This window comes from Mesorhizobium sp. WSM1497 (assembly GCF_001672455.2).
Lineage (GTDB): Bacteria > Pseudomonadota > Alphaproteobacteria > Rhizobiales > Rhizobiaceae > Mesorhizobium > Mesorhizobium ciceri.
In genome coordinates, this window is sequence record NZ_CP021070.1 from 4,112,818 (window position 1) to 4,138,873 (window position 26,056).

Here is a 26,056-nt window from a genome sequence, read left to right on the forward strand (position 1 = left end):
GGCTCGCCGCGCGCGCCGGTTAGAGCCCGAATGGATAGGTGTCGGGAACGCCGGTTCTTGCATGCTCCGGGCCAAGCGGCGTCACTGCCGCGGTTTTGTCGAACCATAGGAACGCGTCGAACTGCTGGGGCAGGGAAGCGTCCGCATAGTGGCTGCCCAGCTCGGTTTCCGGCCGGTAGATTACCCCGATGAATCGCTCCAGCCTGCGTTCCAGCAGCCGCTCACGCAGCGTCTTGTCGCGCCCGAGGTCGAGCAGGAACCGCGACACGAGAGAATCGTGGCAAAGCCGTTCGTAGCTGTCGGCGTGCGACGCGCGAACCTGCTTCACCTCCATTTCGCCATCCCAGTCGCTTGCGGCCGCTACAGTGCCGGAATGCGTGCCCATACCGACTAGCGCTGCCTCATCGCCGAAACGCTGCCGGCAGAGCTGACCGATGTTCAGTTCGTCCCTGACGACACCCATCTCGGTAAAGCGGGCATCGCCGATATGGGAATTGTGCGCCCACACCACCGCCTTGGAGTTGGGGCCGCCGGCGTCCAACAAATGTTCCAAGGTCTCGAACATATGGGTGTCGCGCAGGTTCCAGGACTCCGCACCGCCATAGTACATGATCCGGTAGTAGTGTTCGGCGGACGCGATCAGCCGGGCATTCTGACTGGCGTCGAGAAAGTCGGTTCCGTCCTGTTTTGCATAATCGAGTTGTCTGGCGAGCAAGTCCCGGCATTGTTCCAGCACGGCTTTCTCGCATTTTTTATAGCCGGCGGTGAGCACCGCACGGCCGTAGGTAGACGGTTCGTGTTGCCAGGGCGTCAGGCAACCATACCGTTCGCGTGCAATCTTGGCTGCCTGGGGATCGACCCGGTCGAGATAGTCGAGGACCGCGCCTATGGACCCGCTCATATTGTAGATGTCCAGGCCGTAGAACCCTGCTTGCTCCGAAGGTTCTAGCTTCTCGTTGCGACGGCGCATCCAGTCGGAGAAGGCCGCGACATCGGTGTTGCGCCACATCCACGTCGGAAACCGCTGGAATGGCGCACCGGCGCCTGTTCGCGGCCGACGATGGCGAACGTAGCGGTCGATCGCCGCCGCATCGGGCCAGTCCGCCTCGACCGCGACGATGGTGAAGCCGTGCCGTTCGATAAGCCTGCGGGTGATCGCCGCGCGCGCCCTGTAGAACTCGGACGTGCCATGGCTTGCCTCGCCAAGCAGAACGACGCGCCGGTCGGCGAACCGGTCGAACAATGCGCCGAAGGCCGGATCGTCGAAATCGGGCAGCGGTTCAGCCGCGGCCGCGATCATATCGGGCAGGCTGATTGGATGCGGATGTCGAAGTGGACGACCGACCTTGGTGACGGTGCCGTTTTCCGACCAACCCTGCTCGCCGATGAGAGGGACGAAGCGCACGCCGCCGAAATCCTCCTCGCTGTAGGTTGCGGCACCTGTCCGGGTGACTTTGAGCAGGCGTTGCAAATCGGGGTCGTCGCCGACCGGAATGACGAGCCTGCCGCCGACATCGAGTTGCTCCTGAAGGGCGAGCGGTGCGCCGGGACCGCTGGCTGTCACCACGATGGCATCGAACGGCGCCGCCTGCGGCCAGCCCTTGGTGCCATCGCCTGTCCGGACCTCGATGTTTCGATAGCCGAGTTTTTCAAACCGCCGTTTCGCCGTTTCTGCCAAACCGGGATGACGCTCTATGGTGTAGACCTGTTCGACGATCCGGCTCATCACCGCGGCGGCGTAACCCGAGCCGGTGCCGATTTCGAGCACGTGGTCACCCGGTTTGACGTCCGCCATTTCGATCATGAATGCGACGATGTAGGGTTGCGATATGGTCTGGCCGTCGGCGATCGGCAGCGGCGTGTCTTCATAAGCAAATTCCTCGAAACCGGGTTCTACGAAGGCCTCGCGTGGAACTTCGCGCATCGCCTGCAGAATTTCACGGTCATGGATGCCACGCCGGCCGACGTGGATATTGACCATTCGATCACGGGCACGAGGAAGATCGAGCATTTTTTAGCTCCCTTTGGTGCAACGCTTCGAGGTTGTCCTTCGCGGTAGCTGCCTTGAACCTGGCCTTCGCGATTCCAGTTTCTAACCGCTGGAGGACTTCAAGGTTCCCGCCTATTTGCGGACAGAGCCGCTCGCTCCAGCGGGATAGCGACCGGTCTCTTGGCCGCTCGGGTCGCGACACTGTCCCGGACGGCGGCAGTCGGGGGTTGCTCAAGCGCAAAGATGCCCCAGTTATCACCAGCGAACCGAAAGCTGGAGATGTCGATGAACGACAAGGCTGCCGCGACGCCGCAGGCTATCGGCCACGAACGGATCGACCTCATGGACCGTTACTGGCGCGCCGCGAATTACATCTCGGTCGGCCAGATCTATCTGCTCGACAATCCGCTGTTGCGCGAACCGTTGAAGGCCGAGCACGTCAAGCCTCGGTTACTTGGCCATTGGGGCACGACGCCGGGCCTGAATTTTCTCTACCTGCATCTGAACCGCGTTATCCGCGAACGCGACCTCGATGTTCTGTTTATCTGCGGCCCGGGCCATGGCGGTCCCGCAATGGTCGCCAACACATGGCTCGAGGGCACCTATAGCGAGATCTATCCCGATATCGGGCAGGGCGAAGACGGCCTCAGGAAACTGTTCCGGCAGTTTTCCTTTCCCGGTGGCGTGCCAAGCCATGCCGCGCCCGAGACGCCAGGCTCCATCCATGAGGGCGGCGAATTGGGATATGCATTGGTTCATGCCTTCGGTGCGGCCTTCGACAATCCGGGTCTGGTGGTTGCCTGCGTCGTTGGTGACGGCGAAGCCGAGACCGGTCCGCTGGCGGCGGCATGGCATTCCAACAAGTTCCTGAACCCAGCGTCGGACGGCGCCGTCCTGCCGATCCTGCATCTAAACGGCTACAAGATCGCCAATCCGACGATCCTCGGCCGCATGGACGATCAGGAATTGCGAGACCTTTTCGCCGGCTATGGCTACGAACCGTTCTTCGTCGAAGGCCACGAGCCGCTTGCCATGCACCGGTCCATGGCCGCGACGCTCGACACGGTGCTCGATCGCATCCGTTCCATTCAGGAGCAGGCACGGGCGCCGGGATGGCATGGTCAACGCCCGAAATGGCCGATGATCGTGCTGCGCAGCCCCAAGGGATGGACCGGGCCGAAGGAGGTCGATGGCGAAAAAGTCGAGGGTTTCTGGCGCTCGCATCAAGTGCCGGTATCGAACGCTCGAGGGAATGAGGAGCACCGCAAGATCCTCGAAAACTGGATGCGAAGCTACGAACCGGGAGAGCTGTTCGACGAAAGCGGGCACCTGTTGCCGGAGCTTGCGGCACTTGCCCCGACAGGGACAAGGCGCATGGGCGCAAGCCCGTACGCAAATGGCGGCCTGCTGAAGCGCGATCTGATGCTTCCAGATTGGAAAAGCCTGGCCCTGGAAGTGCCGCGTCCAGGTGGCGTCATTGCCGAGGCGACGCGGATTTGCGGAAGCTATCTTCGCGAGGTGTTCCGCCTCAATGCCGAGGCGCGAAACTTCCGCCTGATGGGGCCGGACGAGACATCCTCCAACCGCCTCGACGACGTGTTCGAGGTCACCGATCGGATCTGGATGGAGCGCATCGAGCCCTATGACGTCCATCTTTCCCGTGATGGTCGCGTCATGGAAGTGCTGAGCGAGCATCTCTGCCAGGGCTGGCTTGAAGGCTATCTGCTCACCGGCCGCCATGGCCTGTTTTCATGCTATGAGGCCTTCATTCATATCGTCGATTCGATGGTCAACCAGCATGCCAAATGGCTGAAGACCTCCGGCGAGCTCGCTTGGCGCAAGCCGATCGCCTCGCTCAATTACCTTTTGACCTCGCATGTCTGGCGGCAGGATCACAATGGTTTCAGCCATCAGGATCCGGGCTTTGCCGATCTGGTCGCCAACAAGAAGGCCGACACGGTAAGGCTCTATTTCCCGCCGGACGCCAACACCCTGTTGTGGATCACCGATCATTGCCTGAGAACCTATAACCGCATCAATGTCATCACCGCCGGCAAGCAGCCGGGACCGCAATGGCTGTCCATTGAAGAAGCCGGAGCGCATTGCAAAGCTGGAGCGGGCATCTGGGAATGGGCCGGCACGGTTCCTCAGCACGAGGAGCCCGATGTGGTCATGGCCTGCGCCGGCGATGTGCCGACCCTGGAAACACTGGCCGCGACAGACATTCTGCGCTCCGCGATCCCCGACCTGAAAATCCGCGTCGTCAATGTTGTCGATCTGATGACATTGCAGTCGAACACGGAGCATCCGCACGGCCTGCCCGACGGGGACTTCGACGCGTTGTTCACGAAAACACGGCCCGTCATCTTCGCCTATCACGGCTATCCCTATCTCATTCATCGCCTGACATACCGCCGCGCCAACCATGACAACATGCATGTGCATGGCTTCCGCGAGGAGGGCACCACGACGACGCCATTCGACATGGTGGTGCTCAATGAACTCGACCGCTACCATCTCGCGCTCGCCGCCATCGAACGCGTGCCGGGACTGGCCGAAAGGGCCGAAGGGCTTGCCGGCGAACTCCACGGCAGGTTGGCGAAGCACAAGGCCTATGTGCGCGAGCACGGCGAAGACATGCCCGAAATCCAGAAATGGAGCTGGCCCGACAAAGCCGCGACAAAGGTACGCCAATGACGCGTCGGTCGATCCTGGCGCTGAATGCCGGCTCGTCCAGCATCAAGTTCGCGCTTTACGATCTTGTCTCATCACGGGATATGCAACTCGTTTCACGCGGCACGCTGGACCTGGGCGACAAACCCACACTGCGCGCAAAAGCGGCCGACGGAACGGTGCAGTGCGATCGTCCGCTCACCGCCGACAAGCGGCGTGACGCGGCCATAGGCGAGATGCTGAATTGGGTGCAGGGCGAAATTGGGGAAAGAAACCTGATCTGCGCCGGCCATCGCATCGTGCATGGCGGAAGCGAGTTCATCGAACCTGTCCGTCTGACCCCAGACATCATCGACGCCATCGACAAACTTACGCCGCTTGCTCCGCTGCATCAGCCTCGCAGTCTCGCGCCCGTCCGTGCAATAGCCGCCTTGCAACCGGACCTGCCACAGGTTGGCTGTTTCGACACCGCTTTCCACCAGACGATCGATCCGCTCGTGCGGCGCTTTGCCCTTCCGCGCCAGTATGAACAGCAAGGCTTGCGCCGCTACGGGTTCCACGGTCTCTCCTATGAATACATCGCCGGGCGGCTCAGCGAGATATCGCCAATTTTCGCGGCGAAACACACGATCGTCGCCCATCTCGGCAATGGGGCAAGTCTTTGCGCCCTGCACGGGGGCAAAAGCATCGATACCACGATGGGTTTTTCGGCCCTGGATGGCCTCGTCATGGGCACGCGGTGCGGCGCCATCGATCCCGGCGTGCTGTTGTATTTCCTGCTGGAAAGAGGCATCGCGGCGGAAGAACTGCAGGCGATGCTCTACGAGAAGTCGGGCCTGCTCGGCGTATCCGGTATTTCCGGCGACATGAGGACGCTCGAAGCGAGCAATGATCCTCGCGCGCAAGAGGCGATGGCGCTTTTCGCCTTTCGCGCCGCGAGAGAGGCCGCGGCGCTTGCAAACACGATGGGTGGCCTTGAATGCCTGGTGTTCACCGCCGGCATCGGCGAACGGTCCGCGACCATCCGCAAGGCCATATGCGAAAAATTGACCTGGCTTGGCGTGGTGCTTGAAGATCGCGCCAACAACACCCACGCCGAGATCCTCAGTCGTCCCGAGAGCAAGGTGGAAGTACGCGTGATTGCGACCGATGAGGAAAGTGTCGTTGCACGTCACAGCCGCATGGTGATGCAAGCCTGAACGCTCGCCTCGGCATCGGAAAATCGGCTGTCGGTTCGGCCCGATGAAAGCCCGGGCAAGGGTATTCCCTGTACGAAAATTACCAAGCAAGCGGTCGGGGGAACCAACTGCCCATAGAAATATTGTGCGAGCAATCCCGGCTAACCCCGAGATCGTCGGCCGATGATCAGGCCGACAGCCTTACTTCAGGCATTGGCTGAGGAATCCATGTTTACGGACGACGTTGCGGTGAGGCGCCTGAAAATCCTGGTCGAGCAATATGTCGAGACACGCAAGAAACGCCACGATGTGATCTCTACCGCCAAGGCCGGGACCGCAATTCGAGAGGTGATGCCAAGTTGCCCGCTTTCCGGAAAGGCCTTCGATGATCTGATAGCGGCCTGCGCCATCGAGCATGGCCTCGCTGTGCTCTTCGACAATCCGGGGACATCAGGCACTGAAGTCTGAGGCTGGCGCTTCCGATGCTACCGTCGCGATGAGCAGGAGTTCAGTCGGCATGTCCAGGTACTTTTTCGACCTTCGAGATGAGAGCGGAAGCTTGCAGGAGGATCCCGAGGGCCAGGAATTTTCTGATCTCGCGAGCGCTGAGGAAAACGCGATGGCGTCGGCGAAGGAAATCCTTGCCGAAGAGCTGCTGCATGGCAGGCCGCTGCGTACCGGATTGACCTTCGAGATTTTTGACGAGAACCGCAACCTGGTGCTGCGCTTTCCTTTTGCGCTCGCGGCCGAAAAGGCCGGGGCACCCCCTTAATCCCGAATTGCCTGGCCGATCACCTGCAGGGGCCATACAGGTCGCCTCATGCGGATCCTATCCTTCCGCCTTGAAGTTTCTGGCTTCCTTCTCGACCTTGGGGTTGTCCTTGCCATGCTTTTGCATGAGCTCCTTGGCCTGCTTGGGTGAGACGTCGGTGGTCTCTGCCAAGCGCAATGCCTTCTTGTCCTTGCTTTCGGTCTTCTGCTTCTTGGCCGTCATGGCTCTTGAACTCCCTTGAAGCCTTTTCCGATCGATCTTGCCGGTGCGAACACCTGAGCATGTCCAGATGAACACTGTCGTTGCCTGGCTTGCTTCGATGACGAGACGTCAACGAGACGATGCCGGTCAGGTTCCGTGCATCGCCTGCTCATGTCCAAACTTGTCACGCCACGCGGCGGTACCGATGGCGGTCGCGGATGAACTCATTGAAGAAGCGGCCTTTTGAGGAAGCTTTGGTGAAAGCGGCATAAGTTGCCGGTGCAACATCCTCATATTCGTAGCGTCTGCCGCTCGGCACAAACCAGACCGACAGGATCCTGGTGGCGGGATCGTATTGCGCATTTCGGATCACGGTCGATGGCATGGTCGCACCCGACAGGTCTGCCCGAATAACCCGTTAGCGATCGTCAGGTTCCGCCGATATCCTGGCGTCACGCACCGCGACTACCGGTCGCGCGGGTTGCCGAACTTCGGGTCGCGCTTCCTTGAATATCGGTCGATGCGTGGCAGGCTGTCATCAAACTCGATCCACGGCAGCCTCAGGTCCCAATAGGCATGGGCTTGCGGCCGAAACCCTTCAGGGTTGTCAAAGAAGCCGATCGTCACATAGAACTCGTCCGGCAGGCCTTCGTCGCTATAGCCTATCGAGCTTCCACAGTCTGGGCAGAACGTGCGGGTGACGCCTGGCGTTTGGGAAAAGGCCTTCGGCGTCCCTCTAAGGAGCTGAAATTGCTTCGGCCGGTAACCAACCCAGATCGTCAGCGGACTTCCGATGGCCCGGCGGCAATCGTCGTCGTGATCGTAGCATATCCAGAAAGGCTCTCCGTCCAGGGCTGCGGCGATCCCTCCGCAGAAGCAGGCTCCGGTTTCGCGCCGCATCGTCTGTCCACCCTGTTGCGCCTAAGAGAGAGCGGCCGAGTGGCCGCTCCCGTTCAAGGTGAAGTCCTTGAAATCATGCATCGTGATGCTCGGGCATGCTCTTGAGCTGATCCTTGGTCCAGTTCGTCACCGCGTGAACGTCGCCGTCTTCATCGCGCATGAATTCCAACTGGCTTGCGGGAACGGCCACCGGCTTGGCGCCAATGCCGAGAAAGCCGCCGACATCGATGACGACCTGACTGGCGGCTCCTGAGCCGTGCACATGCGAAACGCTGCCGACTTTGTTGTCGTCTGCGTCGTAAATCGTGGCGTCTTCGAGAATGTCTGGTGTCAGTTCGGTGCTTGTGAGGCGTACGTGGTTGGTGTGATCCATCTTTCGAGACTCCTGTTGGGTGGAATATTTGAACCTCTCAGCCGAGCAATCGTTCCGAACAATTCCGGGGGCGACGGACGGACGACGCAAGGACGCTAGAAGCCTCAACTCAGCCTCCGTCCGAATTGACTCGCAAAGCTCCGTACGGAAGCGTACAAAAGGAAATCGTCAGCAGCACAGTTGGGGCGCTGACGCTTGGGAGTGACCATCGCTCTTGCCCATCACGAGGCATGGTGTTGCACGGCGAAGGAGCCCGAGCACCCCGGTCTGCCAGTGGGCGCGATGACCGCGCTGGCGCGGGATACAGGCGCCACTGAACAACAGATACGCGAAATCATATCGCTCCTCGGGTTCGATCGCGCCTCTATCCTGCGGGAGGCTCGTTTGCTGGCGAAAGATAGTCAGCCAACAAGGCCTTCGAGTCTTCAGCAGTAACTGTCGGTTTCATACCAACGCGCCCGCCCGTCTAGTGCTGCGCGAGACGAAGTCTATGGTTCGTTACCGTCCGCTCGTTCGACGGGCGCGGCCGGCTAAGAGATCCCAGTGCTCTTGCCCAAGGGAAAAGAGTCTCGTGGATTACCAGACACTGCAAGCCAAGAGCGAATTGCTTCGCCGGATGAGCGCGGACGATTTCGCGCGGCTACGTCCGCATCTGGCGAGTGTTTTTCTTGAGTTGCGCGCGCCGCTGGAGACCGCGGGGCAGAAGATCGAAGCCGTCTATTTTCTGGAAAGCGGGCTGGCCTCGGTAGTGGCGAGGACTTCGCCTGCGACCGAAGCCGAAGTCGGAATCATCGGGTTCGAAGGAATGACCGGTTCGGCCCTGGTCATGGGGGACGACCAGGCCAACTTTGATTGTTACGTCCAGTCGACATGCGAGGCTCTCCGGATAGAGGCTGTCCCCTTCGTCGAAGCCCTGGAGGACAGCCCTACATTGCGGTCGTTCCTGTTGCGCTATGTCCAATATTTCCATGTTCAGACAAGCTATACGGCATCGATCAACGCGCGGCAGAGCCTGGAAGTTCGACTGGCGAGATGGCTTTTGATGTGCAGCGACCGCACTGTCGGCGACAGGCTTATGATAACCCATGAATTTCTGTCCATCATGCTTGGTGTGAGGCGTCCGGGGGTTACCGTCGGCCTCCAGATGATCGAAAGTTACGGTTATATCCGAGCGCGCCGCGGAGAGATTACGATCCGCGATCGAGACGGTCTCATGACGTTGGCGCGAGATTCTTACGGTCCACCCGAAACCCAGTACCGCCGGCTGGTCGGAGATTTGGGCTCGAAGCATCCCGCGAGGCAGGAGCGGCCTCTCGTTTGAGCGCGCCGGGCCAACGGAGGCTTCTCCGCCACTGAGCCGACAACAGGACATTTCGAGTGGCCGGCGCGATGATGCCGGTGAGACACCGTTGCCTAAACCCGCGCCGGCCACTGCGGCATGTTTTGGGGATGCCGCGTTGCCAATCTAGTTGCCGACAAGCAACTGGCAACGAAGGCTCACGGTTTGGTAAGAACCGTACGTACATGCACGCAACTCCCTCGGTCGCGTTCAAGGCATGCTCGCGAAATCCTGAGTTGAATACAGTCCCTCGATAAAGTCCGGATTGGCAGGCCCTGTCCGTCGTTGGGGTGACGTCCGCAGGGTGGGTGCAGATTGGCTGGCCAGGTTCCGATATTGCCAGGCGGGCTGGCCTTCACCATCTTAGCTGGGATGGCGACACCCAAATCGAAAACACTCGACTCCGGCTCATCCGGGCTTCAGCACGATCTCTTTGGTGCTGCCGACGACCTGCCGGAAGGTTTCTTCTATCAGCCCGAGTTGATCACGGCGCAAGAAGAAACGGAACTCGCCCGGCATCTGGAAGGCCTGCCGTTCGAGGCGTTCGATTTCCATGGCCATCTGGCAAACCGGCGCGTCGTCGGTTTTGGCCTGCGTTACGACTACGACAGACGCCAGGTCGTCGAGGCGCCGCCGATCCCTGACTTCCTGCTGTCCCTGCGCGACAAGATCGCAGCGTTGGCAGGCCGGCCCGCCAACGCCTTCGCGCAAGTGTTGATCAACGAATACCGACCCGGCGCCGGCATCGGCTGGCATCGAGACAAGCCTCATTTCGAAGACGTTGCGGGTGTTTCGTTGCTGGCGCCTTGCAGCTTCCGGCTCCGGCGGAAGAATGGCACCAAATGGGACCGCCGGACCATCGTCGTCGAACCAAGGTCGGCGTATCTCATGACCGGACCATCGCGCATGGAATGGGAGCACAGCATTCCGGCGGTTGACCTGCACCGCTACTCGATCACCTTGAGGACATTGCGCGCCAACTCCGCATGAGCATCGCGCGCCGAGCCGTTCTGTGCCATTGCCAGCGCCATCACGAGTTCTTGAACGCAAAACGGTTCCGGGAACCTCCCAACCACAAGTTGGTTTGGAGGACAGGTACAGCTTCAAAGGTGGAGAATGTCCATGGCCCGTGCCCGATCCGTGTTGGTGGCAGCCAGGCGTCCGTTCCATAAAACGCCGATGGCGGTCGCAAACGCATGTTTCGTCGGCACATTGCTGACCGACGTTGCCTATTGGCGAAGCGCTGAAATGATGTGGGCAGATTTTTCCGCCTGGCTGCTCCTTGCCGGCCTGGTTGTAGGCGTGCTCGCGGTCCTTGCAGCACTTGTCGATTTGTCTACCGGCCGACTTGCCCGTCAAGCCGGGCCTGCATGGCCATATCTCCTTGGCAGCCTCGTCGTGCTCGTCATATCGCTCTTCAACGCACTGGTGCACAGCCGTGATGCCTGGACCTCGGTCGTGCCGACGGGGCTCATCCTGTCCGCCGTCGCCGTGATCGTTATCCTCTTGCTGGGACTGCTGGGATGGAGTTCCGGCCACACTCAAGTGGAGGTGGTCGAATGAATGTCTCCGCCAGACATATCCGGCGTATCGCGAGCCTCGGTCTGCTGTTCGGATCGATTTTGGCGCTGCCCGCATGCAGCGATAACGAACCGGATCCCACCGATCAGGTCGGAGCAAACCCGACGCTGCCTGAACCTATTCAGTATCTGGTGCCGCCCATGCATGTCGCGTCGGTCGTCGGTTGGAAACAAGACGAGGAGCCGACCGTCGCCAAGGGTTTGCAAATCCAGGCCTTTGCCAAGGGCTTGAGGCATCCGCGCTCGCTTTACACATTGCCGAATGGTGACGTCCTGGTGGTCGAATCCGTGGCGCCGCCCGGTGCCGCGATCAAGCGGCCGAAAGACCTGATCATGGGCTGGATCGAGTCGATGGCGACCTCGGGCGGCGGCACCGAAGGAAGCAACCGTATCACCCTGCTGCGGGATACGAACGGCGATGGTCTGCCCGATGTCCAGGAGGTCTTCCTCGATCATCTCAATTCGCCCTTTGGCGTGGCCCTGGTCGGCAACGATCTCTACGTCGCCAACACCGACGCCATCGTGCGTTATCCCTACACGTCGGGCGACACCAAGATCACCGCGCCGGGCGCCGTGCTGACGCCATTGCCCGGCGGACCTATCGATCACCACTGGACAAAGTCTCTCGTGGCCAGCCCCGACGGGTCTCGGCTGTATGTCGGCATCGGATCCAACAGCAACATCACCGAGAACGGCATCCAGGCGGAAAAGGACCGGGCCGCCATCTGGGAAGTCGACAGGGCCACTGGCCGCTATCGTATTTTCGCGAGCGGCCTGCGCAATCCCAACGGGCTGAGTTGGGAGCCGCAGAGCGGCGCGCTGTGGGCTGTGATCAACGAGCGCGACGAGCTCGGTCCTAACCTGGTTCCCGACTACATGACCTCGGTCAAGGACGGCGCGTTCTATGGTTGGCCGTACAGCTACTATGGTCAGCATGTCGACCCGCGCGTGATGCCGCAGCGGCCGGACCTCGTCGCCAAGGCGATCCCTCCCGACTATGCCTTGAGTTCCCACGTCGCACCTCTGGGCTTGACGTTCTACACTGGAACCAACCTGCCGGAGCTCTATCGCAACGGCGCCTTTGTTGGCGAGCATGGTAGCTGGAACCGCAAGAGCTTCAACGGCTACAAGGTCGTTTTCGTGCCGTTCAAAGACGGTCATCCAGATGGCAAGCCGCAGGACGTCGTCACCGGTTTCCTCGGCAAGGACAACAAGGCGCACGGGCGGCCCGTCGGCGTTGCCGTCGACAAATCCGGCGCGCTGCTGATCGCCGACGATGTCGGGAACACGGTCTGGCGCGTAACTTCCACGAGCCAGTAGGCACCTGCATAACGCGGATCGCTTCACTATCTCGGTGCGAATTCCACTAGCGCCTTGACGAATTCTGCCGGTGCCTCGATCGGCAGGAATTCGCCGCAGTTGGCGATCATGTGACCTTGCAGGTTCTTTGCGCCAGACATCCTCAGACCTTCGAGGTAATCGTCGATCGATCCAAAATCCGCGTCGCCGCGGATATAAAGGATCGGAACTTCGATGCGCGCCGGGGCATTGGCCTCGGCATCCTGCTTGAACGCGCGATACCAATCAAAGCCGGCCTTAAGTGCCTCCGGCCTCGCATAGGCCTGCGTCAACGTCTCCCGCATTTCATTGGTCAATGCTTCGGGACGGCCGGCGAGCAGATCGAAGAAAAAATCGAAGTAGGCGCGTTGATGGCCCGTCACCAGCAACTCCGGTAACTCAGGCACCGCATGAAACGCAAAGTGCCAGATGCCCGGGTTTGCGACTACCTTCGTCCATGGATGAAGGCCGGGGATAACCGTATTCATCGGCACCGCGCCGACGATGCGACCGCCATGATGGCGAGCAGCAGCGAAGGCAATCATGCCGCCCACATCAAAGCCTGCAACGACGATGGATTTGGCCCCAAGCGCCTCGGCGGCTGAAATCACAATACCGGCAAGAACCTTCTTTTCCGCCGACGGCGGAGTGCCACGCGATTCACCGATCTCCGGAAGATCGAAAGCCAGCGTAAAGTACCGCGTGCCGAGTTCATCGATCACGCCATCATAGATTTTCCGGGAATGGGGCCAGCCGTGCAGAAGGATCAAGGCCGGTCGGCGCGGATCGCCGGCCGTGGATACCGCCAGCTGCATATCGCCTGCTTCGAGGGCCTGGACGAGCATCGTCTATCCATTTTCGGGAACTCAGAAGAAAACGAAGAGCGAACGAATAGGTTGCCCCACCAGTTCAGTCTGCGTCGCTCGCCGCTGTCCGTTCTCCAACGTCTGTGCTCAAGGACCCAGCCCGCTTTCTGAGCCGGCTCGACCGTCACCAAGTGGGAGGAGGGGGCCATCCACCGGCCCTGTTGGTCCGCCTGCGGAACAAGCATTTAACCCTGGCGTTAGAATGCCGGGCGATCCCGCAACGGGCGAATGGGCAGTCGCGAAGTCGTCGCGGCTGTTTGCAATTAGGACAATGCAGGGAGATTCACATGCCGCTTACGGCCTTCGCACTCAATTGCTCGCTCAAACCTTCGAACGACAGGGAAAAATCCTCCACCGATCGGTTGCTCGCCGATGTCCTGGCGGCGTTGATGCAATACGATGTGAAGGGCGAGATCGTGCGTGCGCTCAGCCACGATATCAAGCCCGGCGTGCTCTCCGACATGGGCGAGGGCGACGATTGGCCGAAACTCAGAAAGAAGATACTGGCGGCCGACATCTTCGTGCTCGGGCTTCCGATCTGGCTTGGCCAGCCCTCGAGTGTGGCCAAGCGCGTCCTGGAGCGGATGGATGCCTTTCTCGAGGAGACGGATGACAGAGGGCGAATGCCGGCAGCAGGAAAGGTGGCCCTGGTGGCCATCGTCGGCAATGAGGACGGTGCGCATCACTGCCACGCGGAATGCTTTCAGGCATTGAACGATGTCGGCTTCACCATCCCGGCCAATGGCGGGGTCTACTGGGTTGGCGAGGCGATGGAGGACGTCAACTATGTCGACCTGCCGGCAACTCCGGAAAAAGTCTCGGGTGCGATCGAAATGGCAGCCTCAAACGCCGCCCATCTCGCTGGATTGCTGAAAGACCAGGGCTATTCGGGCGTCTCGGGATGACCTTTGTTCGCCTAAACAACTTTGAGCGGCCAGACCTTGCAGCGTCGATGAGGTCTCAATCGGGAACAGGAAGGCTTGTAGCGAGTTCATATTCTCATCAGCCGGCGACCGCCGCTCCGTCTACACGGCGCGAAGCCGCAAACAGGAGAGCAAGTCATGGGTCTCGGCACAATTCTTATCATCATTCTGATTATCGCATTGCTTGGCGGCTTTAGTGGACTTGGCGGCGGGCCATTCTACGGCACCGGCTATTACGGGGGCGGCGGCCTCGGTCTTCTGCTGCTTATAGTCATAATCCTGGTTGTGCTCGGCCGTCTCTAGCCGAGTCCGCCATGCGGTGGCAGGATTGTATCACCTGCCGCTTGCGGTTCTCTCCGGAGTTGCTTTGAATCCATAGCAGTCCGGCAATGACGGTCCGCCCTCTGGAGGGCGGACCACTCGTCGGACATATCAGGTCAAAATCAGCACGATCTTGAACGTATCCGGATCAACGATGACGATCCGACCGTCCGCAAGCACGAAATACTCGTAGCTTTCGTAAGCGGGAACGATCTTGACGATACGAGCCGGCAGCCGATGCAGCCTGACCTTGTGCCGCGGAACTTCGACGCCGACGCTGATGTCAAAATTGACATTGGACACAGGCTCGACCTTCGTCTCCCGGATAATCTGAGTGACTTGGGTTTTCTGCTCCACCGTCACGTTGTTGATGGAACCGGTCGACGTCGTATCCTGTGTCGAGGCCTTGCCCTGGGCCTGCTGGTCGGTGGTGGTGCCGGCCTTGCCCTGAGCCTGCTCGTCGGTCTGCATCTTGGTCTTGCCCTGGGCCTGCTGGTCGGTGGTGGTGCCGGCCTTGCCCTGAGCCTGCTCGTCGGTCTGCATCTTGGTCTTGCCCTGGGCCTGCTGGTCGGTGGTGGTGCCGGTCTTGCCCTGAGCCTGCTCGTCGGTCTGCATCTTGGTCTTGCCCTGGGCCTGCTGGTCGGTGGTGGTGCCGGCCTTGCCCTGAGCCTGCTCGTCGGTCTTCAGCTTGGCTTTGCCCTGGGCCTGCTGGTCGGTGGTGCTGGCCTTGCCCTGAGCCTGCTCATCGGTCTTCAGCTTGGCCTTGCCCTGGGCCTGCTGGTCGGTGGTGGTGCCGGCCTTGCCCTGAGCCTGCTCGTCGGTCTTCAGCTTGGCTTTGCCCTGGGCCTGCTCGCCCATCTTGGAGCCGTTCTGGCAGTCAGCCTGCCCGGAAGCGCAGTTGGCGTCTGCGCCAGATTGGCTTTCGGTCTGTTGTGTCTGAGCCACCGCCGTTCCACAGCCGAGCCCGATGGCCAGCATGCTGGTAATGAGAACACGTTTCATGGGAAATCTCCCTGGGTAAGGTTCGTCCCTTCACTGGGTAGAACCAGCACCCAAAAAAAATGTTCCGAGATAGATGCGTGAGTGCTAAAAAACGACCCCGCTTGAGATCATACGATCGCGGGCGGAAGCCGCCGTTAAAGCGACCTTTTCAACCTTGGCGATTGCCCTAGCTGTCTCCGGAGAGGAGACCGACATGGCAATCTATAGTCTGAGAGTGGTCAGCTTCATTTTCGTTGCCCTGGCTTTCGCTCCGGCCGCCGCGCATTTCTTCGCTATGTTCAACAAGATGAAGCTCGACGGGCCAAACTATCTGGCTGCGCAGCGCGCCTATGATGGATGGAGCCTGTTCGGCATCGTGGTGCTGGGAGCATTGCTCTCCACGGCCGCCCTGGCGATCCTGCTCTATCGAGCGAGCGCATCTTTCGGCTTGGTTGTTGTCGCCTTTCTAAGCATCGGCGCCACGCAGTTTGCCTTCTGGACGCTGACCTATCCAATCAATCAGGCGACCCGGAACTGGACTGTCCTCCCTGAAAACTGGGAGCTGCTGCGGCGCCAATGGGAGTATTCGCATGCCATCGCCGCAGGCCTCAACGCCTTGGCGTTGCTGGTGCTTTTCATATCGGCGCTTCGCCCTGCGGTGCGTTGAACGACCACGTCGTCACCAGCACGGCCAGCGGGCAGGAACCACCATGAAGCGGAATCATTGAAACGCCAGATGTTCCAGCGCGGCAGGAAAAATGAAACGGTACTATTTTGATCTTCAAAACGGTGACGGCGCGGTACCCGACGATGACGGGCAGCTGTTCGAATCCCGGGAACAAGCCAGAGCGGAAGCAATTCGTATTTTGCAGGATGTCGCCCAAGACGAAATGCCCGACCGCGATTTCGTCAAGATAACCGTCAAGGTACGCGATGAGATCGGCGCGCAGATGTTTGAGGCGTCGCTTGTTCTGACCTCCGGATGGAGCGTTTGATGTCGCAGTACTAGCGGCGATACCGCACCGGGATTTGCACGACATTCTCCGATCCAGGCAGATCAAAGGCCATGGCCAGCTGACGTACGGAGGCCATCTCCACGATCAGTTCTTCAATCGAAAGGTCTGGCAGGCCGGTCTTCACCCTCTGCCTCACCCTGGCCGCAAGTTCATGAACCCGCACCGGGACGAAAAGCGGGCTGTCGTCCAGCAGCTTGCTGATTTCGATGACCACATCGGCGTCGATGTCTTTCGGCAATTCCCGCATGAGCGTCACCTCCAATCGAAGCAACAGCCCGCCATGTCGATGCGACGGGCGATCCGGCTTTGAGCGCCGGGCAGTGGGATGGGAGAGGGACGTGCTCGGCGCTGGCCGATAGCCTGATTCATAAAACTGCGAGCATAGGTGTGTCACGAAAAAATATCGGTACGAAATTTACCAAGCCGGTCATCCCATGCAATCCACAAGGGCCTTCCCGAAATCCGGCAGCGGCTGTTGCCGACAGAGGAGGAACAAAAAATATGGCCCGGAATTGAGACTGACAAATTGGAGGATCTAGCCATGGACAGCAGGGAAGAAAAGATCAAACGACGGGCCTATGAAATCTGGGAACAAGAGGGCCGGCCGGTAGGCCGCGAGCAGGAGCACTGGGATCGGGCCGTGCAGGAGATCGAAGCTGAGGGTTCGGAGACTGAACGTGGCCCGGTTCTGCCTGACCCGACAGTTGCGGCCGATTCCAATAGCTCGAAGCGTTGATCGGCAATCCCATGGCGTCTTGAGGACCCCGGTCGGGCAACCAAATTGGCGGAACCTCGTTTGCCGGGCATCAACCAGAGGAGGTTTCGATGAAGAGGTTCTTTTCATTCCTGGTCTTGGCCGCTGCCCTTGCGCTCGGCGCCTGCGACAACAACACCGAGCCGATGAAAGCCACCAGCAACAAGAACCCACAGGTTGATCAGGCCGCCAGACCAGGCCCCACGACTGGCGGCGACCAGCCAGCTACGGTGCCTCAGAGCAAATGAACTCCGTCTCACATTGCGACACACCTCTGCTGCGCGTCGCCTATCTCGATGGTGGACCGCAGGACGGCGCCCCGGTTGTCCTGCTGCATGGCTGGCCCGACGACGCGACGACATACGCTCGTATTTCGCCGGTCCTTCATGAAGCTGGCTTCCGGACGTTTTCCCCTTGGTTGCGAGGCTTTGGGCCGACATCGTTCCTGTCGAAAGAAACCATGCGCTCGGGCGAGATTGCCGCGATGGCGCAGGATGTGCTGGATTTTGCAGATGCGCTTGGCATCAGCCGCTTTGCAGTTGTCGGACATGATTGGGGCGCTCGGATATCCTATCTGCTCGCGTCGGTTTTTCCGGACCGCATCAAGTGCTGCGCTGCGCTGTCCCTCGGCTGGCAACCAGGCAAACCAGCAACGCCGACGCCCGAACAGGCGAAAGCATTTTGGTATCAATGGTTCATGGCGACCGCACGGGGCGCCGAGTTCGTACGAAAGAACGGCAAGGAATTCGCCAGGTATCAGTGGGACAGCTGGGGTCCATTAGGCTGGTTCGACGACGCCATTTTCGATGGCGTTGCGAGCTCGTTCGAAAATCCTGACTGGGCGGATGTGACGTTGCATTCCTATCGGGTCCGGTGGGAAGAGGCCGAGCCCGATCCGCGTTACGCCGAACTCGCCCGCCGGCAAGCAACGGTCAAGATCATCACCGTGCCGATCCTGACGCTTCACGGTGGTGACGACCGCGTTGTGTTTGCCCAGTCTTCAGAGGGGCTCGAAGAGCATTTCACCGCGTTCTACAGGCGGGTGGTGCTGGATGGCATCGGACACTTCCCGACGCGTGAGGCTTCTGATCAGGTTTCGCGAATGTTGGCTGCGTTTCTCGATAGCCATGGCAAGCGCTGAAGGAGGGGCGCCATCGACCCCATAGTAAAGACCGGAACCTGACGCATCGCCGCGCATTTCGTCTCCATGCATGACGAACCGAAATGCGGTCTCGCAATCAATCGGCAGCCAGGGAGAATTTGGATGCAAGCTTCAGGCGCAATCTCAAGACACCATGCTGGCCAGTTGGCCATAGAACCGTTTGCGGGCACGGTGACGGTACGATTTTCCGACGCCATAGTCGCTGCCACGGAACGGGCGAAAGTGCTTCAGGAAGAAGGACATGAGCCCGTGTTCTATATTCCTTTCGAAGACATCTATTTTGACCTTTTCGAAAAAACGAACACCACCAGCCGCTCCCCTTTGAAAGGTACCGCGAGCTACTGGCGCGTCCATGCCGTGGGCAGCTCGGCTGACGATTTCATGTGGGCATACGAGACGCCTGAAACCGCGGCGCGGGCCATTGCACGTCATGGTGCATTCGATCCGGAAAAGGCGCGCATCGATGTCGAGCCCGCGGAGGACAGAAGGCATACGCCCCACGTCATGGAGTAGATGGCCCGTTCTCATCGGCGCGAGCTGAAATTCAAGGCAGGTGCTAACCGCGTGGAAACTCTTCATCAAGGATGCGTAGTGCCTCCTCGTATCTGACGGTTGATGCCCCGGCCTGTCGTGCCTGCCAGATATTGTCCGCCAGATCCGCGCGCTTCACCGGCAGCGCCAATGGATTCGATGCCGCTCGTCGCACGAACGCGAAGTAATCCTCGCCGTCCCTGCGCGACATGGCGTCGACGGCCGACGCGATCGTCGGGCCAAAACCGGCCTCTTCCAATCTGGTCCGGTCCCAGCCTTCGCCCTTTTCCAGGACGTCATGGAGATAGGCGACGACCTTCTGATCCTTGGTTTCGACCGCGTCAACGACACGGCGACAGTGCTCGATATAAGGTCGCCCGGTCTTGTCGCGCTGTGCCTGGTGGACCTCTTCGGCAATCTTGGCCGCCCGGTAAAACATGCTCATCAGGCTTCCCCTTCAGACATGGTTTCACCATCGCTCCTCGGTGTCGTGGTGCGGCAGGTCCATTCCGCAGCAAACCCAGCCAAGTCGCTGCCTCGATCCATAATTGTAGCGCGGCTCCAGGCGAGCCGGATCGTCGAACGTTCCGACATGAAGCGCGATCTCTCCCGGCGATGCGTCATAGGCGAGGCTGAGCGGCGATCCGCAGGCGGAGCAAAACCCCCTGCAGGCAATCGGCGAAGACCTGCGATAGGTCGGCGTCGCATCGGTCCAGGTCACGCTTTGGGAAGGCACCCAGGCCAGAACCGCGAACGCACTGCCGGTCGCTCGCCGGCACATATCACAATGGCAGTAATGCACTCTCGGTTCGCTTCCAACGCGGAAGCGGATCGTGCCGCAGAGACATCCTCCGCTCAGTTCCATTTTGGCGCCCCGGTTGACTTGCGGCTCCAACGCCTCTCGCGCGGTCTCATGCGAGCACCTCCATTCATCACAGCGAAAACGCCGGTCATTTGCGTCGGTTCCTGTTGGCTATCTCAGGAACCAGTGCTTGCGCGCGGCGTTGCGTGTCTTTGCTGGCAAAATGAGGAGTCAGGGAATGCTTGGCCGGTCGGAGACGCACTGATGTCGATGCCGGGGCTGGCATACGGTCCCTTGGGCGATCGATGCATGCATGTCTGCGTGGACATGCAGCGGCTGTTTGCCGAGCCGTCTCAATGGGCAACACCCTGGATCACCCGGGTTCTCCCGCAGATCGAGACGCTGGTCGAAAGACGCGCGCCGCAGACGGTCTTTACACGCTTCCTGCCAGCCAAGAAGCCGGGGCAGGGCGTCGGCACATGGAAGCGCTATTATGAGCGCTGGGCTTCACAGACGATCGAGACGATCGGGCCTGAAATGACCGAACTGTTGCCGTCTTTAGCTGGCTACTGCCCGCCAGCGGCGATCATCGACAAGCACATCTACTCGCCCTGGTTCGAAGGGCGCCTCAGAGCCTTCCTGGTGGAGCGCGGCATCGATACGCTCGTCATCACCGGTGGCGAAACGGATGTTTGCGTTCTGGCCACGGTGCTCGGAGCCATCGATTTCGGCTATCGCGTGGTTCTCGTCACGGACGCGCTATGCAGTTCTTCCGATGCAACCCACGACGCACTGCTGACCGTTTACCACCAACGTTTCGCGCAGCAGGTCGAGACGGTTGAGATGGAAACGGTTCTCTCGAACTGGACTTGACGTTCGCTAACTCGGCTCGGCGGAAAGTGTCCATGCTTCCTTGCGCGGTTTGGCTGCCTATCTGTTAAGAGAATAACGGACACCAGAACGGGTAGCAGACGTGACGCAACGATCGGGAAGTGCTGATCTTCCACTCCATGGCGGGCGCGTGCCAAAATGGCTCGGCGACCGCATGACGCGTCTTGGCGCCGTGATGTGCGAAGCGATCATTCATCACTATGGTCGAGACGAACTGCTGCGGCGGCTGGCACATCCGTTCTGGTTTCAGTCCTTTGGTGCTGTCATGGGCATGGATTGGCACTCGTCGGGGATCACGACCAGCGTCGTGGGCGCTTTGAAGCGTGGCCTCACGCCGCTTTCCGGCGAGCTCGGCATTCATGTCTGCGGTGGTCGCGGCGCGCATTCGCGAAAAACCCCGCATGAACTCGAAGCCATCGGCCAACGCGTCGGCTTTGACGGAGCGGGCCTGGCCACCGTCAGCCGTCTTGTCGCCAAGGTCGACAGCGCCGCAGTCCAGGACGGTTTCGATCTTTACCTGCATGGTTTCATCGTCACCGATGACGGTCGCTGGGTCGTGGTGCAGCAAGGCATGAACGGTGACAGCAAGGTGGCGCGCCGCTACCATTGGCTCTCCGAGGGGCTCAAGAGTTTTGTCGACCAGCCGCATGCCGCCATCGAGGGCATCAATCAAGGCGAGATCGTCAACCTGACCGACAGGCGCGCCGACGCGTCGCGCCAAGGGCAACTGAACCTTTTGCAGGAGCTCGGACCCGATCGCATCCTGGGCGAGCTTGCGGCATTGGAGCGTTGCGCGGAGCCGAGGCGCCGGCAGGAATCGGAGCAGCCGCTGCTGCCGCATTTGGTCATGCCGGCCCATCATGACGTTCGCGAAAGCGATGTCGTCATGCATCGTCTTCACGGCAATATCGCCGCCGCCGCAGACCGCGGTCCCACCGATTTCGCCGAGCTCCTTCTGGTCCCCGGCGTCGGCGCGCGCACGGTGCGCGCGCTGGCCCTCGTTGCCGAGGTGGTGCATGGCGCGCCTTGCCGCTTTTCCGATCCCGGCCGCTTCTCGCTGGCGCATGGCGGCAAGGACAGGCATCCATTTCCAGTGCCGCTGAAGGTCTATGATGAGACGATCGGGGTTCTGAAGTCGGCCGTGCAAAAGGCAAAGCTCGGTCGCGATGAGGAAATCGGTGCCTTGAGGCGGCTCGACGATCAGTCGCGGCAAGTCGAACGATACGCAACCGGCCCCAGCCTGAAGGAAATTGTCGCGGGAGAATTCGACCAGTCGCATCTGCTTGGCGGGCGCAGCGTGTTCGGGTGGGAAGCGGCGCCGGACACAGCACCTGCTGAGCGGAGCAAGAAGGCCTGAGAACGAGCCAGAGCGGCTGGAGATCAATCGTCCAGATCGATGAGCGCGACACCGAGATCCGGGCGCTTGCTGCGGCGCAGATGGCCGGGCGCTTCCACCAGGGTGATTTCGAGCGTTGGTCGAACGATGCCGTCAAGCAGATGTCCACCCCGGGTGGTGCCATCGCTCAATCCCAGCACCGCATGGACGTGCAGGCTGGGCTTATCGTCATCACCCAGTGCGACATCGCCGATCGCGCTCAGAACCTCGCACTGTTCGTCGATAGGGATTTTGCGGTAGGTCTTCGCGTCCGGATCAAACCAGCCCACGGTGGCTTTTTCGAAAGCCCCTATGGCGGTCAGGGACGCGCTGCCGATCTTCTGGTCGACCGCGAAGGCGGTCAGTGCCGCGAACGCTTCTTCGCCTGGGTCGAGCACCAGGACAAATGTCCTTTGTCCGCCGATCTCATTGACGAGCTGCGATTTCATCCCTGTCCTTCCATCGTTCGGCCCCATTGAGCGCCGCCGTCAGATCAATGGGCACGGTGTTCCGCATTGCGCTTGCGGGTCGCTGCAGCTTTCTTTGCCGATTCCGATCGGCTTGCGGCAGATCGTGATGCCGATGCCTTGCCGCCGCTTTTGCCGCCTTTGTGCGCCGCCGGATGGCCCGTGTGTTTGCCGCGGCCCGAACCGCCTTCCTTCTTGCCGCCGCCATCGTCCTTGTTGACGGTTGCCCATGCGCGCCGCTCTGCCTCCTTGTCGGAAACCCCGCGCTTCTCATAACCTTCGGCAATGTGGTCGGCTTTACGCTCCTGCTTGTCAGTGTACTTCGATTTGTCGCCTCGTGGCATGGCCAGCTCCTCCTGTTGCACAAGGGCTGAACGTCGACTCGACGCGCTGGTTCCAACGGAAGTTCGCGAAGCCGAAGCCGCATGGCGGGGCAGCGCCATACACCGCCGCGGCGCGAGCTAACGCTTTTCGGGCCGGGGAGAGCGCAGCAGCAAGGCGAGGGGAACGAGCAGTGCGGTCGCTACCGCGCAATACCGAAAGGCATCGATATAGGCGAGCAATGAGGCCTGCCGCGCTATCAACTGTCCTATCCAGCCGAGCGCCTGCTGTTTTGCGTCGATCATCGGCGAGCCTTGAGCCACGAAGTGCTCGGTCGCCTGACGCAGAACCTGCTGGTAGGCCGGTGACGACTGTGCCGTGTGGCCGACGAGGTTTGCCTGATGGATTTGCGCGTTCTGGGCTATCACCGTGTTGGACAGCGACACGCCGATGCTTCCGCCGATGTTACGGGCAACGTTGATGAGTGCCGACGCCTGGTTCGTCTGCTGCGGAGCAAGACCGACGTAAGCCGCCGTCGAGATGGGGATGAACAGGAACGGCAAACCGATCATCAGGAAGATGCGCGCGAAGGCAAAGAAGCCGAAACTGACGTCCGGGGTGAGCAATGTCATATGCCAGAGCGCGACAGCGACGACGGACATGCCTGCCATGATCAGGTATTTGGGCTGGACGATGGCGCCGGCAAATCCGGAAATCGGCATAAGCATCAACATTGCGATGCCACCTGGCATCATCGACAGGCCCGACAGGGTGGCCGTATAGTTGAAGGCGGTCTGCTGCAGTTGCGGCATCAACTGGGTGGTGCTGAACAGCACGGCGCCCACTGCCATCATCACCAGGAACGATGTGCCGAACTGGCGGCTGAACAGCAGGCGGACGTCGACGATCGGATCGCGGTGACTGAATTCCCACGGGATCAGCAGCAGGAATGAGACCGCCGAAATCGCCGCGAAGGTCACGATGAAACCTGATGCGAACCAGTCGTTGCGCTGGCCCTCATCGAGAAAGATCTCCAGGCAGCCGAGTGCCGTGGCGACCAGGATGAAACCGACCCAGTCTATTCTGAGGCCGCCCTTCAACCGTTCCTGCCGTTCGCGCTCGAGCACATCAGGCTCGACCACCAGCCACTGCACCAAGGCAAGCGACATGATGCCGAACGGGACATTGATGAAGAATATCCAGTGCCAGGAGAAATGGTCGGTCAGCCAACCGCCGATGGTCGGCCCGACTGTCGGTGCGACGATGACGGCAATGCCGTAAAGAGCAAATGCCTGGGAGCGTTTTTCGGGTGGAAAGGTGTCGGCGAGAATGGATTGTTCGCTGGGTGCCATGCCGCCGCCCCCGAGGCCTTGCAGGATCCTGAAGACGATGAGCATTTCCAGATTGGGCGCCAGGCCGCACAGCAGCGACGCTATGGTGAAGATCGCCACGCAAAGCATGTAGTAACGCTTGCGGCCGATGACGCTGGCCAACCAGCCGCTAACCGGGATGATCACGGAATTGGCGACCAGATAGGTGGTGATCACCCAGGTGCTTTCGTCCATCCCGGCCGCGAGGCTGCCGGCGATGTTGCGCAGCGCCACGTTGGCGATCGAGGTGTCGAGCACCAGCATGAAGGTGGCGATCGAGACGACGACGGCGATCAGCCACGGATTGCGCCCGCCGGCGGCGGACCGGCTTTCGCTCCGTTCACCAGCCATTTCGACGGCGCTCATCTCACCTTGACTGTCGGCACCACCGACAGGCCTGGACCCAGCAGCACGCCCGGCGGTCTGTCGAAGACGATCTTCACGGGCACGCGCTGCACCACCTTGACGAAGTTGCCGGTGGCATTCTCGGCCGGCAGCAGGCTGAAGGCGGTGCCACTGCCCGCCTGGATGCTGTCGACGCGGCCGTGGAAGTTCTTTTCGGGATAGGCGTCGATATCGATGTCGACGGGCTGTCCCGGCCGCATCAGATCAAGCTGGGTCTCCTTGAAATTAGCCTTCACCCAGACCTCGTCGGGAACGAACATCATCAGCACCTGACCAGGCTGGGCGTAGGTGCCCTTGGCGGCCGTGATACTGGTGGCGCGACCGGTGACAGGCGCGGTTATGATGGTGCGCGACAGCATGGTGCGGGCCTGCTCCTGGCTGGCCTTGGCTTGATTGAGCTTTGCTTCCGCGCTCTTGGTCTGTGCCTGCAGAACAGTGACCTGGCTTTTCGCGGCAGCGACGTTTGCTCCGGCGCTGTCGAGGGCGGCCTGGTCCTGGCGCAGGGTAGAAGCGGCCTGTTCCGCCTGCTGTTGGGTGGAGGTTCCCTTGGCCAGCAGCTCACGGTTGCGCTTGTCCTCCGCTTTGGCAAACTCGAGCGCGGCCTGGGCCTGCGCCACCTGCTTCTGTGCCGCATCGATCTTGGCGTTTTGTGCTTCGATCTGTGCGCCGACATCGACGATCTCGGCCTGCGCCGAGGCCACACCGGCGTCGGCTTCCGCCAGGCTTGCCTGATAGTCGCTGTCGTCGATGCGCAAGAGCACGTCGCCGGCTTTCACAGACTGGTTGTCGGTGACCGCGACATCGGTGATACGACCCGATATCTCGGCACCGATCGTCACCGTGCGGGCGTCGATGAAAGCATCGTCGGTCGATTCATACTGACGCGCGTCCAGCCACCACAAGACCAGCCCTACGGCAATCAGCAGCACTGCGAGCAGGATGGCGATGGATATGTAAGGGTGCCGCCGAGGGAAGCTCAGCAGGCTGGGCTTTGGTTCTCCGGCCTGCTTGTCCTGCTTGTGCTCCTGACCGTCGGCCTGACCGGCGTCTTTCCGGTGTTTTGGCGACGCCTCTGAGGTGGCCCTGCGTGGCGCGGCGTGCGTGTCGCCGGTTTCAGGTTCTTCGGTTTGGGTTTTCGCGTCCACGGGAGAACTCCCAGGAGTTTTGACGTGGCCAGTCAACGACAACTGGTCGTAAAAGGTTCCTGGCGACCGGGCACGGTTTCGCGCCTGGCGGAATTGGTTCAGCCGATTGCCAACCTGACCGCGATGGCCAGGATCACAATACCGACCAAGCCGGCTATGAAGATAACCCGACGCGTGCGCGTTCGCAGGATGATCTCGCCCTGTCTCGCCTGCTCCGCAGAGAACACAGGTCCATTGTCACCGTCCTTGTCATGCCGACCATCGCTCATGATCGCCTCCTTCCGGCCCTTGGCACACACCGGCTCTTGGCACACAACCATCGCTCGACAGGTGAGGTTCCGGTTACATCGATCCCGCCCACAGAAAAAAGGATCACAGGCTC

Annotated in this window: 33 protein-coding genes; 18 read left to right on the forward strand and 15 right to left on the reverse strand. The window is 60.6% G+C overall.

Annotated features, from left to right (window positions below):
* Positions 1–19: 19 nt before the first annotated feature.
* Positions 20–2,011 (reverse strand): protein-L-isoaspartate(D-aspartate) O-methyltransferase, encoded by a 1,992-nt coding sequence (locus tag A9K65_RS20105; protein WP_013531531.1) that lies wholly within the window; start codon positions 2,009–2,011, stop codon positions 20–22.
* 264 nt (positions 2,012–2,275) lie between these two features.
* Here A9K65_RS20105 and A9K65_RS20110 point away from each other — a divergent pair, with 264 nt between their 5' ends.
* The 4 genes from A9K65_RS20110 (at position 2,276) to A9K65_RS20125 (ending at position 6,613) form a co-directional block, all read left to right on the forward strand.
* Entirely contained in the window at positions 2,276–4,687 is a 2,412-nt protein-coding gene (locus A9K65_RS20110; protein WP_064994305.1) for a phosphoketolase family protein, read from the forward strand.
* Positions 4,684–5,862: an acetate/propionate family kinase gene (locus A9K65_RS20115; protein ID WP_064994306.1), complete on the forward strand. Its 1,179-nt coding sequence runs from the start codon at positions 4,684–4,686 to the stop codon at positions 5,860–5,862. Before A9K65_RS20110 ends, A9K65_RS20115 begins: the two co-directional genes overlap by 4 nt.
* Positions 5,863–6,069: 207 nt before the next feature.
* Positions 6,070–6,309 (forward strand): hypothetical protein, encoded by a 240-nt coding sequence (locus A9K65_RS20120; protein ID WP_013531534.1) that lies wholly within the window; start codon positions 6,070–6,072, stop codon positions 6,307–6,309.
* Between the two features lie 91 nt (positions 6,310–6,400).
* Positions 6,401–6,613: a hypothetical protein gene (locus tag A9K65_RS20125; protein WP_063168031.1), complete on the forward strand. Its 213-nt coding sequence runs from the start codon at positions 6,401–6,403 to the stop codon at positions 6,611–6,613.
* Between the two features lie 57 nt (positions 6,614–6,670).
* Here the strand turns inward: A9K65_RS20125 and A9K65_RS20130 are convergent, their stop codons facing one another.
* The 4 genes from A9K65_RS20130 to A9K65_RS20145 form a co-directional block, all read right to left on the reverse strand.
* Positions 6,671–6,835 carry a hypothetical protein gene (locus A9K65_RS20130; protein ID WP_013531536.1) on the reverse strand — a complete coding sequence of 55 codons (165 nt, stop codon included), beginning with the start codon at positions 6,833–6,835 and terminating at the stop codon, positions 6,671–6,673.
* Between the two features lie 163 nt (positions 6,836–6,998).
* Positions 6,999–7,199: a KTSC domain-containing protein gene (locus A9K65_RS20135; RefSeq protein ID WP_013531537.1), complete on the reverse strand. Its 201-nt coding sequence runs from the start codon at positions 7,197–7,199 to the stop codon at positions 6,999–7,001.
* Positions 7,200–7,279: 80 nt separating this feature from the next.
* Complete coding sequence (locus A9K65_RS20140; RefSeq protein WP_013531538.1) at positions 7,280–7,714, reverse strand: GFA family protein; 435 nt, start codon at positions 7,712–7,714, stop codon at positions 7,280–7,282.
* A gap of 73 nt (positions 7,715–7,787) precedes the next feature.
* Positions 7,788–8,087, reverse strand: a complete 300-nt coding sequence (locus A9K65_RS20145) for a PRC-barrel domain-containing protein (protein ID WP_013531539.1) — start codon at positions 8,085–8,087, stop codon at positions 7,788–7,790.
* Positions 8,088–8,658: 571 nt separating this feature from the next.
* On the opposite strand from A9K65_RS20145, the gene A9K65_RS20155 reads away from it, so the two are divergent.
* The 4 genes from A9K65_RS20155 to A9K65_RS20170 all read left to right on the forward strand — a co-directional run bounded on the left by A9K65_RS20155 (position 8,659) and on the right by A9K65_RS20170 (position 12,326).
* On the forward strand, positions 8,659–9,408 hold the full coding sequence (locus tag A9K65_RS20155; RefSeq protein ID WP_082827402.1) for a Crp/Fnr family transcriptional regulator: 750 nt from the start codon (positions 8,659–8,661) through the stop codon (positions 9,406–9,408).
* 390 nt (positions 9,409–9,798) lie between these two features.
* A complete protein-coding gene (locus A9K65_RS20160) occupies positions 9,799–10,416 on the forward strand; it encodes an alpha-ketoglutarate-dependent dioxygenase AlkB (protein WP_032809461.1) in 618 nt (205 codons plus the stop codon).
* Between the two features lie 132 nt (positions 10,417–10,548).
* Positions 10,549–10,989 (forward strand): DUF2231 domain-containing protein, encoded by a 441-nt coding sequence (locus A9K65_RS20165; RefSeq protein ID WP_050580528.1) that lies wholly within the window; start codon positions 10,549–10,551, stop codon positions 10,987–10,989.
* Entirely contained in the window at positions 10,986–12,326 is a 1,341-nt protein-coding gene (locus A9K65_RS20170) for a sorbosone dehydrogenase family protein (RefSeq protein ID WP_024505222.1), read from the forward strand. Before A9K65_RS20165 ends, A9K65_RS20170 begins: the two co-directional genes overlap by 4 nt.
* Positions 12,327–12,352: 26 nt before the next feature.
* On the opposite strand, the gene A9K65_RS20175 is transcribed toward A9K65_RS20170, so the two are convergent.
* Positions 12,353–13,189 carry an alpha/beta hydrolase gene (locus A9K65_RS20175; protein WP_064994303.1) on the reverse strand — a complete coding sequence of 279 codons (837 nt, stop codon included), beginning with the start codon at positions 13,187–13,189 and terminating at the stop codon, positions 12,353–12,355.
* 308 nt (positions 13,190–13,497) lie between these two features.
* On the opposite strand from A9K65_RS20175, the gene A9K65_RS20180 reads away from it, so the two are divergent.
* The gene (locus A9K65_RS20180; protein ID WP_064994304.1) at positions 13,498–14,115 is read left to right on the forward strand and encodes an NAD(P)H-dependent oxidoreductase; all 618 of its coding nucleotides are present in this window, start codon (positions 13,498–13,500) and stop codon (positions 14,113–14,115) included.
* A 156-nt stretch (positions 14,116–14,271) separates the two neighbouring features.
* Positions 14,272–14,436, forward strand: a complete 165-nt coding sequence (locus tag A9K65_RS20185) for a DUF3309 family protein (RefSeq protein WP_013531546.1) — start codon at positions 14,272–14,274, stop codon at positions 14,434–14,436.
* A 129-nt stretch (positions 14,437–14,565) separates the two neighbouring features.
* Here A9K65_RS20185 and A9K65_RS20190 read toward each other — a convergent pair whose 3' ends face one another.
* Complete coding sequence (locus A9K65_RS20190) at positions 14,566–15,456, reverse strand: DUF1236 domain-containing protein (protein ID WP_086081324.1); 891 nt, start codon at positions 15,454–15,456, stop codon at positions 14,566–14,568.
* 193 nt (positions 15,457–15,649) lie between these two features.
* Between A9K65_RS20190 and A9K65_RS20195 the strand changes: the two genes are divergently transcribed.
* Together A9K65_RS20195 and A9K65_RS20200 are read left to right on the forward strand one after the other, a co-directional pair.
* A complete protein-coding gene (locus A9K65_RS20195; protein WP_013531548.1) occupies positions 15,650–16,102 on the forward strand; it encodes a membrane protein in 453 nt (150 codons plus the stop codon).
* A 91-nt stretch (positions 16,103–16,193) separates the two neighbouring features.
* On the forward strand, positions 16,194–16,430 hold the full coding sequence (locus A9K65_RS20200) for a hypothetical protein (RefSeq protein ID WP_064993223.1): 237 nt from the start codon (positions 16,194–16,196) through the stop codon (positions 16,428–16,430).
* A gap of 10 nt (positions 16,431–16,440) precedes the next feature.
* Here A9K65_RS20200 and A9K65_RS20205 read toward each other — a convergent pair whose 3' ends face one another.
* Entirely contained in the window at positions 16,441–16,698 is a 258-nt protein-coding gene (locus tag A9K65_RS20205; protein WP_013531550.1) for a hypothetical protein, read from the reverse strand.
* A gap of 294 nt (positions 16,699–16,992) precedes the next feature.
* Here A9K65_RS20205 and A9K65_RS20210 point away from each other — a divergent pair, with 294 nt between their 5' ends.
* The 4 genes from A9K65_RS20210 (at position 16,993) to A9K65_RS20225 (ending at position 18,880) form a co-directional block, all read left to right on the forward strand.
* Positions 16,993–17,187: a DUF2934 domain-containing protein gene (locus tag A9K65_RS20210; RefSeq protein ID WP_013531551.1), complete on the forward strand. Its 195-nt coding sequence runs from the start codon at positions 16,993–16,995 to the stop codon at positions 17,185–17,187.
* Between the two features lie 89 nt (positions 17,188–17,276).
* Positions 17,277–17,453 (forward strand): hypothetical protein, encoded by a 177-nt coding sequence (locus A9K65_RS20215; protein WP_013531552.1) that lies wholly within the window; start codon positions 17,277–17,279, stop codon positions 17,451–17,453.
* Positions 17,450–18,346, forward strand: a complete 897-nt coding sequence (locus A9K65_RS20220) for an alpha/beta hydrolase (protein WP_064993222.1) — start codon at positions 17,450–17,452, stop codon at positions 18,344–18,346. The genes A9K65_RS20215 and A9K65_RS20220 overlap by 4 nt, the downstream gene beginning before the upstream one ends.
* A 123-nt stretch (positions 18,347–18,469) precedes the next feature.
* Complete coding sequence (locus tag A9K65_RS20225) at positions 18,470–18,880, forward strand: DUF427 domain-containing protein (RefSeq protein WP_064993221.1); 411 nt, start codon at positions 18,470–18,472, stop codon at positions 18,878–18,880.
* 43 nt (positions 18,881–18,923) lie between these two features.
* Here A9K65_RS20225 and A9K65_RS20230 read toward each other — a convergent pair whose 3' ends face one another.
* Both A9K65_RS20230 and A9K65_RS20235 read right to left on the reverse strand, forming a co-directional pair.
* Positions 18,924–19,343, reverse strand: a complete 420-nt coding sequence (locus A9K65_RS20230) for an HD domain-containing protein (protein WP_027161658.1) — start codon at positions 19,341–19,343, stop codon at positions 18,924–18,926.
* A gap of 24 nt (positions 19,344–19,367) precedes the next feature.
* Positions 19,368–19,763, reverse strand: a complete 396-nt coding sequence (locus A9K65_RS20235) for a GFA family protein (protein ID WP_027161657.1) — start codon at positions 19,761–19,763, stop codon at positions 19,368–19,370.
* A gap of 201 nt (positions 19,764–19,964) precedes the next feature.
* On the opposite strand from A9K65_RS20235, the gene A9K65_RS20240 reads away from it, so the two are divergent.
* Both A9K65_RS20240 and A9K65_RS20245 read left to right on the forward strand, forming a co-directional pair.
* A complete protein-coding gene (locus tag A9K65_RS20240) occupies positions 19,965–20,573 on the forward strand; it encodes a cysteine hydrolase (protein ID WP_013531556.1) in 609 nt (202 codons plus the stop codon).
* 100 nt (positions 20,574–20,673) lie between these two features.
* Positions 20,674–21,948: a DUF763 domain-containing protein gene (locus tag A9K65_RS20245; RefSeq protein ID WP_064993220.1), complete on the forward strand. Its 1,275-nt coding sequence runs from the start codon at positions 20,674–20,676 to the stop codon at positions 21,946–21,948.
* 23 nt (positions 21,949–21,971) lie between these two features.
* Here the strand turns inward: A9K65_RS20245 and A9K65_RS20250 are convergent, their stop codons facing one another.
* The 5 genes from A9K65_RS20250 to A9K65_RS20270 form a co-directional block, all read right to left on the reverse strand.
* The gene (locus tag A9K65_RS20250) at positions 21,972–22,415 is read right to left on the reverse strand and encodes a PPC domain-containing DNA-binding protein (RefSeq protein ID WP_027161655.1); all 444 of its coding nucleotides are present in this window, start codon (positions 22,413–22,415) and stop codon (positions 21,972–21,974) included.
* 44 nt (positions 22,416–22,459) lie between these two features.
* Positions 22,460–22,777 (reverse strand): hypothetical protein, encoded by a 318-nt coding sequence (locus A9K65_RS20255; RefSeq protein ID WP_013531559.1) that lies wholly within the window; start codon positions 22,775–22,777, stop codon positions 22,460–22,462.
* Positions 22,778–22,894: 117 nt separating this feature from the next.
* Entirely contained in the window at positions 22,895–24,475 is a 1,581-nt protein-coding gene (locus tag A9K65_RS20260; RefSeq protein ID WP_084015664.1) for a DHA2 family efflux MFS transporter permease subunit, read from the reverse strand.
* An 11-nt stretch (positions 24,476–24,486) separates the two neighbouring features.
* On the reverse strand, positions 24,487–25,674 hold the full coding sequence (locus A9K65_RS20265; protein WP_064993218.1) for an HlyD family secretion protein: 1,188 nt from the start codon (positions 25,672–25,674) through the stop codon (positions 24,487–24,489).
* A 98-nt stretch (positions 25,675–25,772) separates the two neighbouring features.
* On the reverse strand, positions 25,773–25,943 hold the full coding sequence (locus A9K65_RS20270) for a hypothetical protein (RefSeq protein ID WP_013531561.1): 171 nt from the start codon (positions 25,941–25,943) through the stop codon (positions 25,773–25,775).
* Positions 25,944–26,056: the final 113 nt, after the last annotated feature.

Excerpts from the sequence above, each read along its gene's own strand:
- A9K65_RS20135 (WP_013531537.1), bottom strand. The coding sequence starts at position 7,199 with ATGCCATCGACCGTGATCCGAAATGCGCAATACGATCCCGCCACCAGG.
- A9K65_RS20215 (WP_013531552.1), top strand. The coding sequence starts at position 17,277 with ATGAAGAGGTTCTTTTCATTCCTGGTCTTGGCCGCTGCCCTTGCGCTC.
- A9K65_RS20145 (WP_013531539.1), bottom strand. The coding sequence starts at position 8,087 with ATGGATCACACCAACCACGTACGCCTCACAAGCACCGAACTGACACCA.
- A9K65_RS20180 (WP_064994304.1), top strand. The coding sequence starts at position 13,498 with ATGCCGCTTACGGCCTTCGCACTCAATTGCTCGCTCAAACCTTCGAAC.
- A9K65_RS20205 (WP_013531550.1), bottom strand. The coding sequence starts at position 16,698 with ATGCGGGAATTGCCGAAAGACATCGACGCCGATGTGGTCATCGAAATC.
- A9K65_RS20120 (WP_013531534.1), top strand. The coding sequence starts at position 6,070 with ATGTTTACGGACGACGTTGCGGTGAGGCGCCTGAAAATCCTGGTCGAG.
- A9K65_RS20220 (WP_064993222.1), top strand. The coding sequence starts at position 17,450 with ATGAACTCCGTCTCACATTGCGACACACCTCTGCTGCGCGTCGCCTAT.
- A9K65_RS20255 (WP_013531559.1), bottom strand. The coding sequence starts at position 22,777 with ATGCCACGAGGCGACAAATCGAAGTACACTGACAAGCAGGAGCGTAAA.
- A9K65_RS20185 (WP_013531546.1), top strand. The coding sequence starts at position 14,272 with ATGGGTCTCGGCACAATTCTTATCATCATTCTGATTATCGCATTGCTT.
- A9K65_RS20105 (WP_013531531.1), bottom strand. The coding sequence starts at position 2,011 with ATGCTCGATCTTCCTCGTGCCCGTGATCGAATGGTCAATATCCACGTC.
- A9K65_RS20225 (WP_064993221.1), top strand. The coding sequence starts at position 18,470 with ATGCAAGCTTCAGGCGCAATCTCAAGACACCATGCTGGCCAGTTGGCC.
- A9K65_RS20190 (WP_086081324.1), bottom strand. The coding sequence starts at position 15,456 with ATGAAACGTGTTCTCATTACCAGCATGCTGGCCATCGGGCTCGGCTGT.
- A9K65_RS20270 (WP_013531561.1), bottom strand. The coding sequence starts at position 25,943 with ATGAGCGATGGTCGGCATGACAAGGACGGTGACAATGGACCTGTGTTC.
- A9K65_RS20235 (WP_027161657.1), bottom strand. The coding sequence starts at position 19,763 with ATGGAACTGAGCGGAGGATGTCTCTGCGGCACGATCCGCTTCCGCGTT.
- A9K65_RS20195 (WP_013531548.1), top strand. The coding sequence starts at position 15,650 with ATGGCAATCTATAGTCTGAGAGTGGTCAGCTTCATTTTCGTTGCCCTG.
- A9K65_RS20140 (WP_013531538.1), bottom strand. The coding sequence starts at position 7,714 with ATGCGGCGCGAAACCGGAGCCTGCTTCTGCGGAGGGATCGCCGCAGCC.
- A9K65_RS20175 (WP_064994303.1), bottom strand. The coding sequence starts at position 13,189 with ATGCTCGTCCAGGCCCTCGAAGCAGGCGATATGCAGCTGGCGGTATCC.
- A9K65_RS20230 (WP_027161658.1), bottom strand. The coding sequence starts at position 19,343 with ATGAGCATGTTTTACCGGGCGGCCAAGATTGCCGAAGAGGTCCACCAG.
- A9K65_RS20210 (WP_013531551.1), top strand. The coding sequence starts at position 16,993 with ATGGACAGCAGGGAAGAAAAGATCAAACGACGGGCCTATGAAATCTGG.
- A9K65_RS20200 (WP_064993223.1), top strand. The coding sequence starts at position 16,194 with ATGAAACGGTACTATTTTGATCTTCAAAACGGTGACGGCGCGGTACCC.
- A9K65_RS20240 (WP_013531556.1), top strand. The coding sequence starts at position 19,965 with ATGTCGATGCCGGGGCTGGCATACGGTCCCTTGGGCGATCGATGCATG.
- A9K65_RS20260 (WP_084015664.1), bottom strand. The coding sequence starts at position 24,475 with ATGGCTGGTGAACGGAGCGAAAGCCGGTCCGCCGCCGGCGGGCGCAAT.
- A9K65_RS20115 (WP_064994306.1), top strand. The coding sequence starts at position 4,684 with ATGACGCGTCGGTCGATCCTGGCGCTGAATGCCGGCTCGTCCAGCATC.
- A9K65_RS20165 (WP_050580528.1), top strand. The coding sequence starts at position 10,549 with ATGGCCCGTGCCCGATCCGTGTTGGTGGCAGCCAGGCGTCCGTTCCAT.
- A9K65_RS20170 (WP_024505222.1), top strand. The coding sequence starts at position 10,986 with ATGAATGTCTCCGCCAGACATATCCGGCGTATCGCGAGCCTCGGTCTG.
- A9K65_RS20110 (WP_064994305.1), top strand. The coding sequence starts at position 2,276 with ATGAACGACAAGGCTGCCGCGACGCCGCAGGCTATCGGCCACGAACGG.
- A9K65_RS20160 (WP_032809461.1), top strand. The coding sequence starts at position 9,799 with ATGGCGACACCCAAATCGAAAACACTCGACTCCGGCTCATCCGGGCTT.
- A9K65_RS20250 (WP_027161655.1), bottom strand. The coding sequence starts at position 22,415 with ATGAAATCGCAGCTCGTCAATGAGATCGGCGGACAAAGGACATTTGTC.
- A9K65_RS20130 (WP_013531536.1), bottom strand. The coding sequence starts at position 6,835 with ATGACGGCCAAGAAGCAGAAGACCGAAAGCAAGGACAAGAAGGCATTG.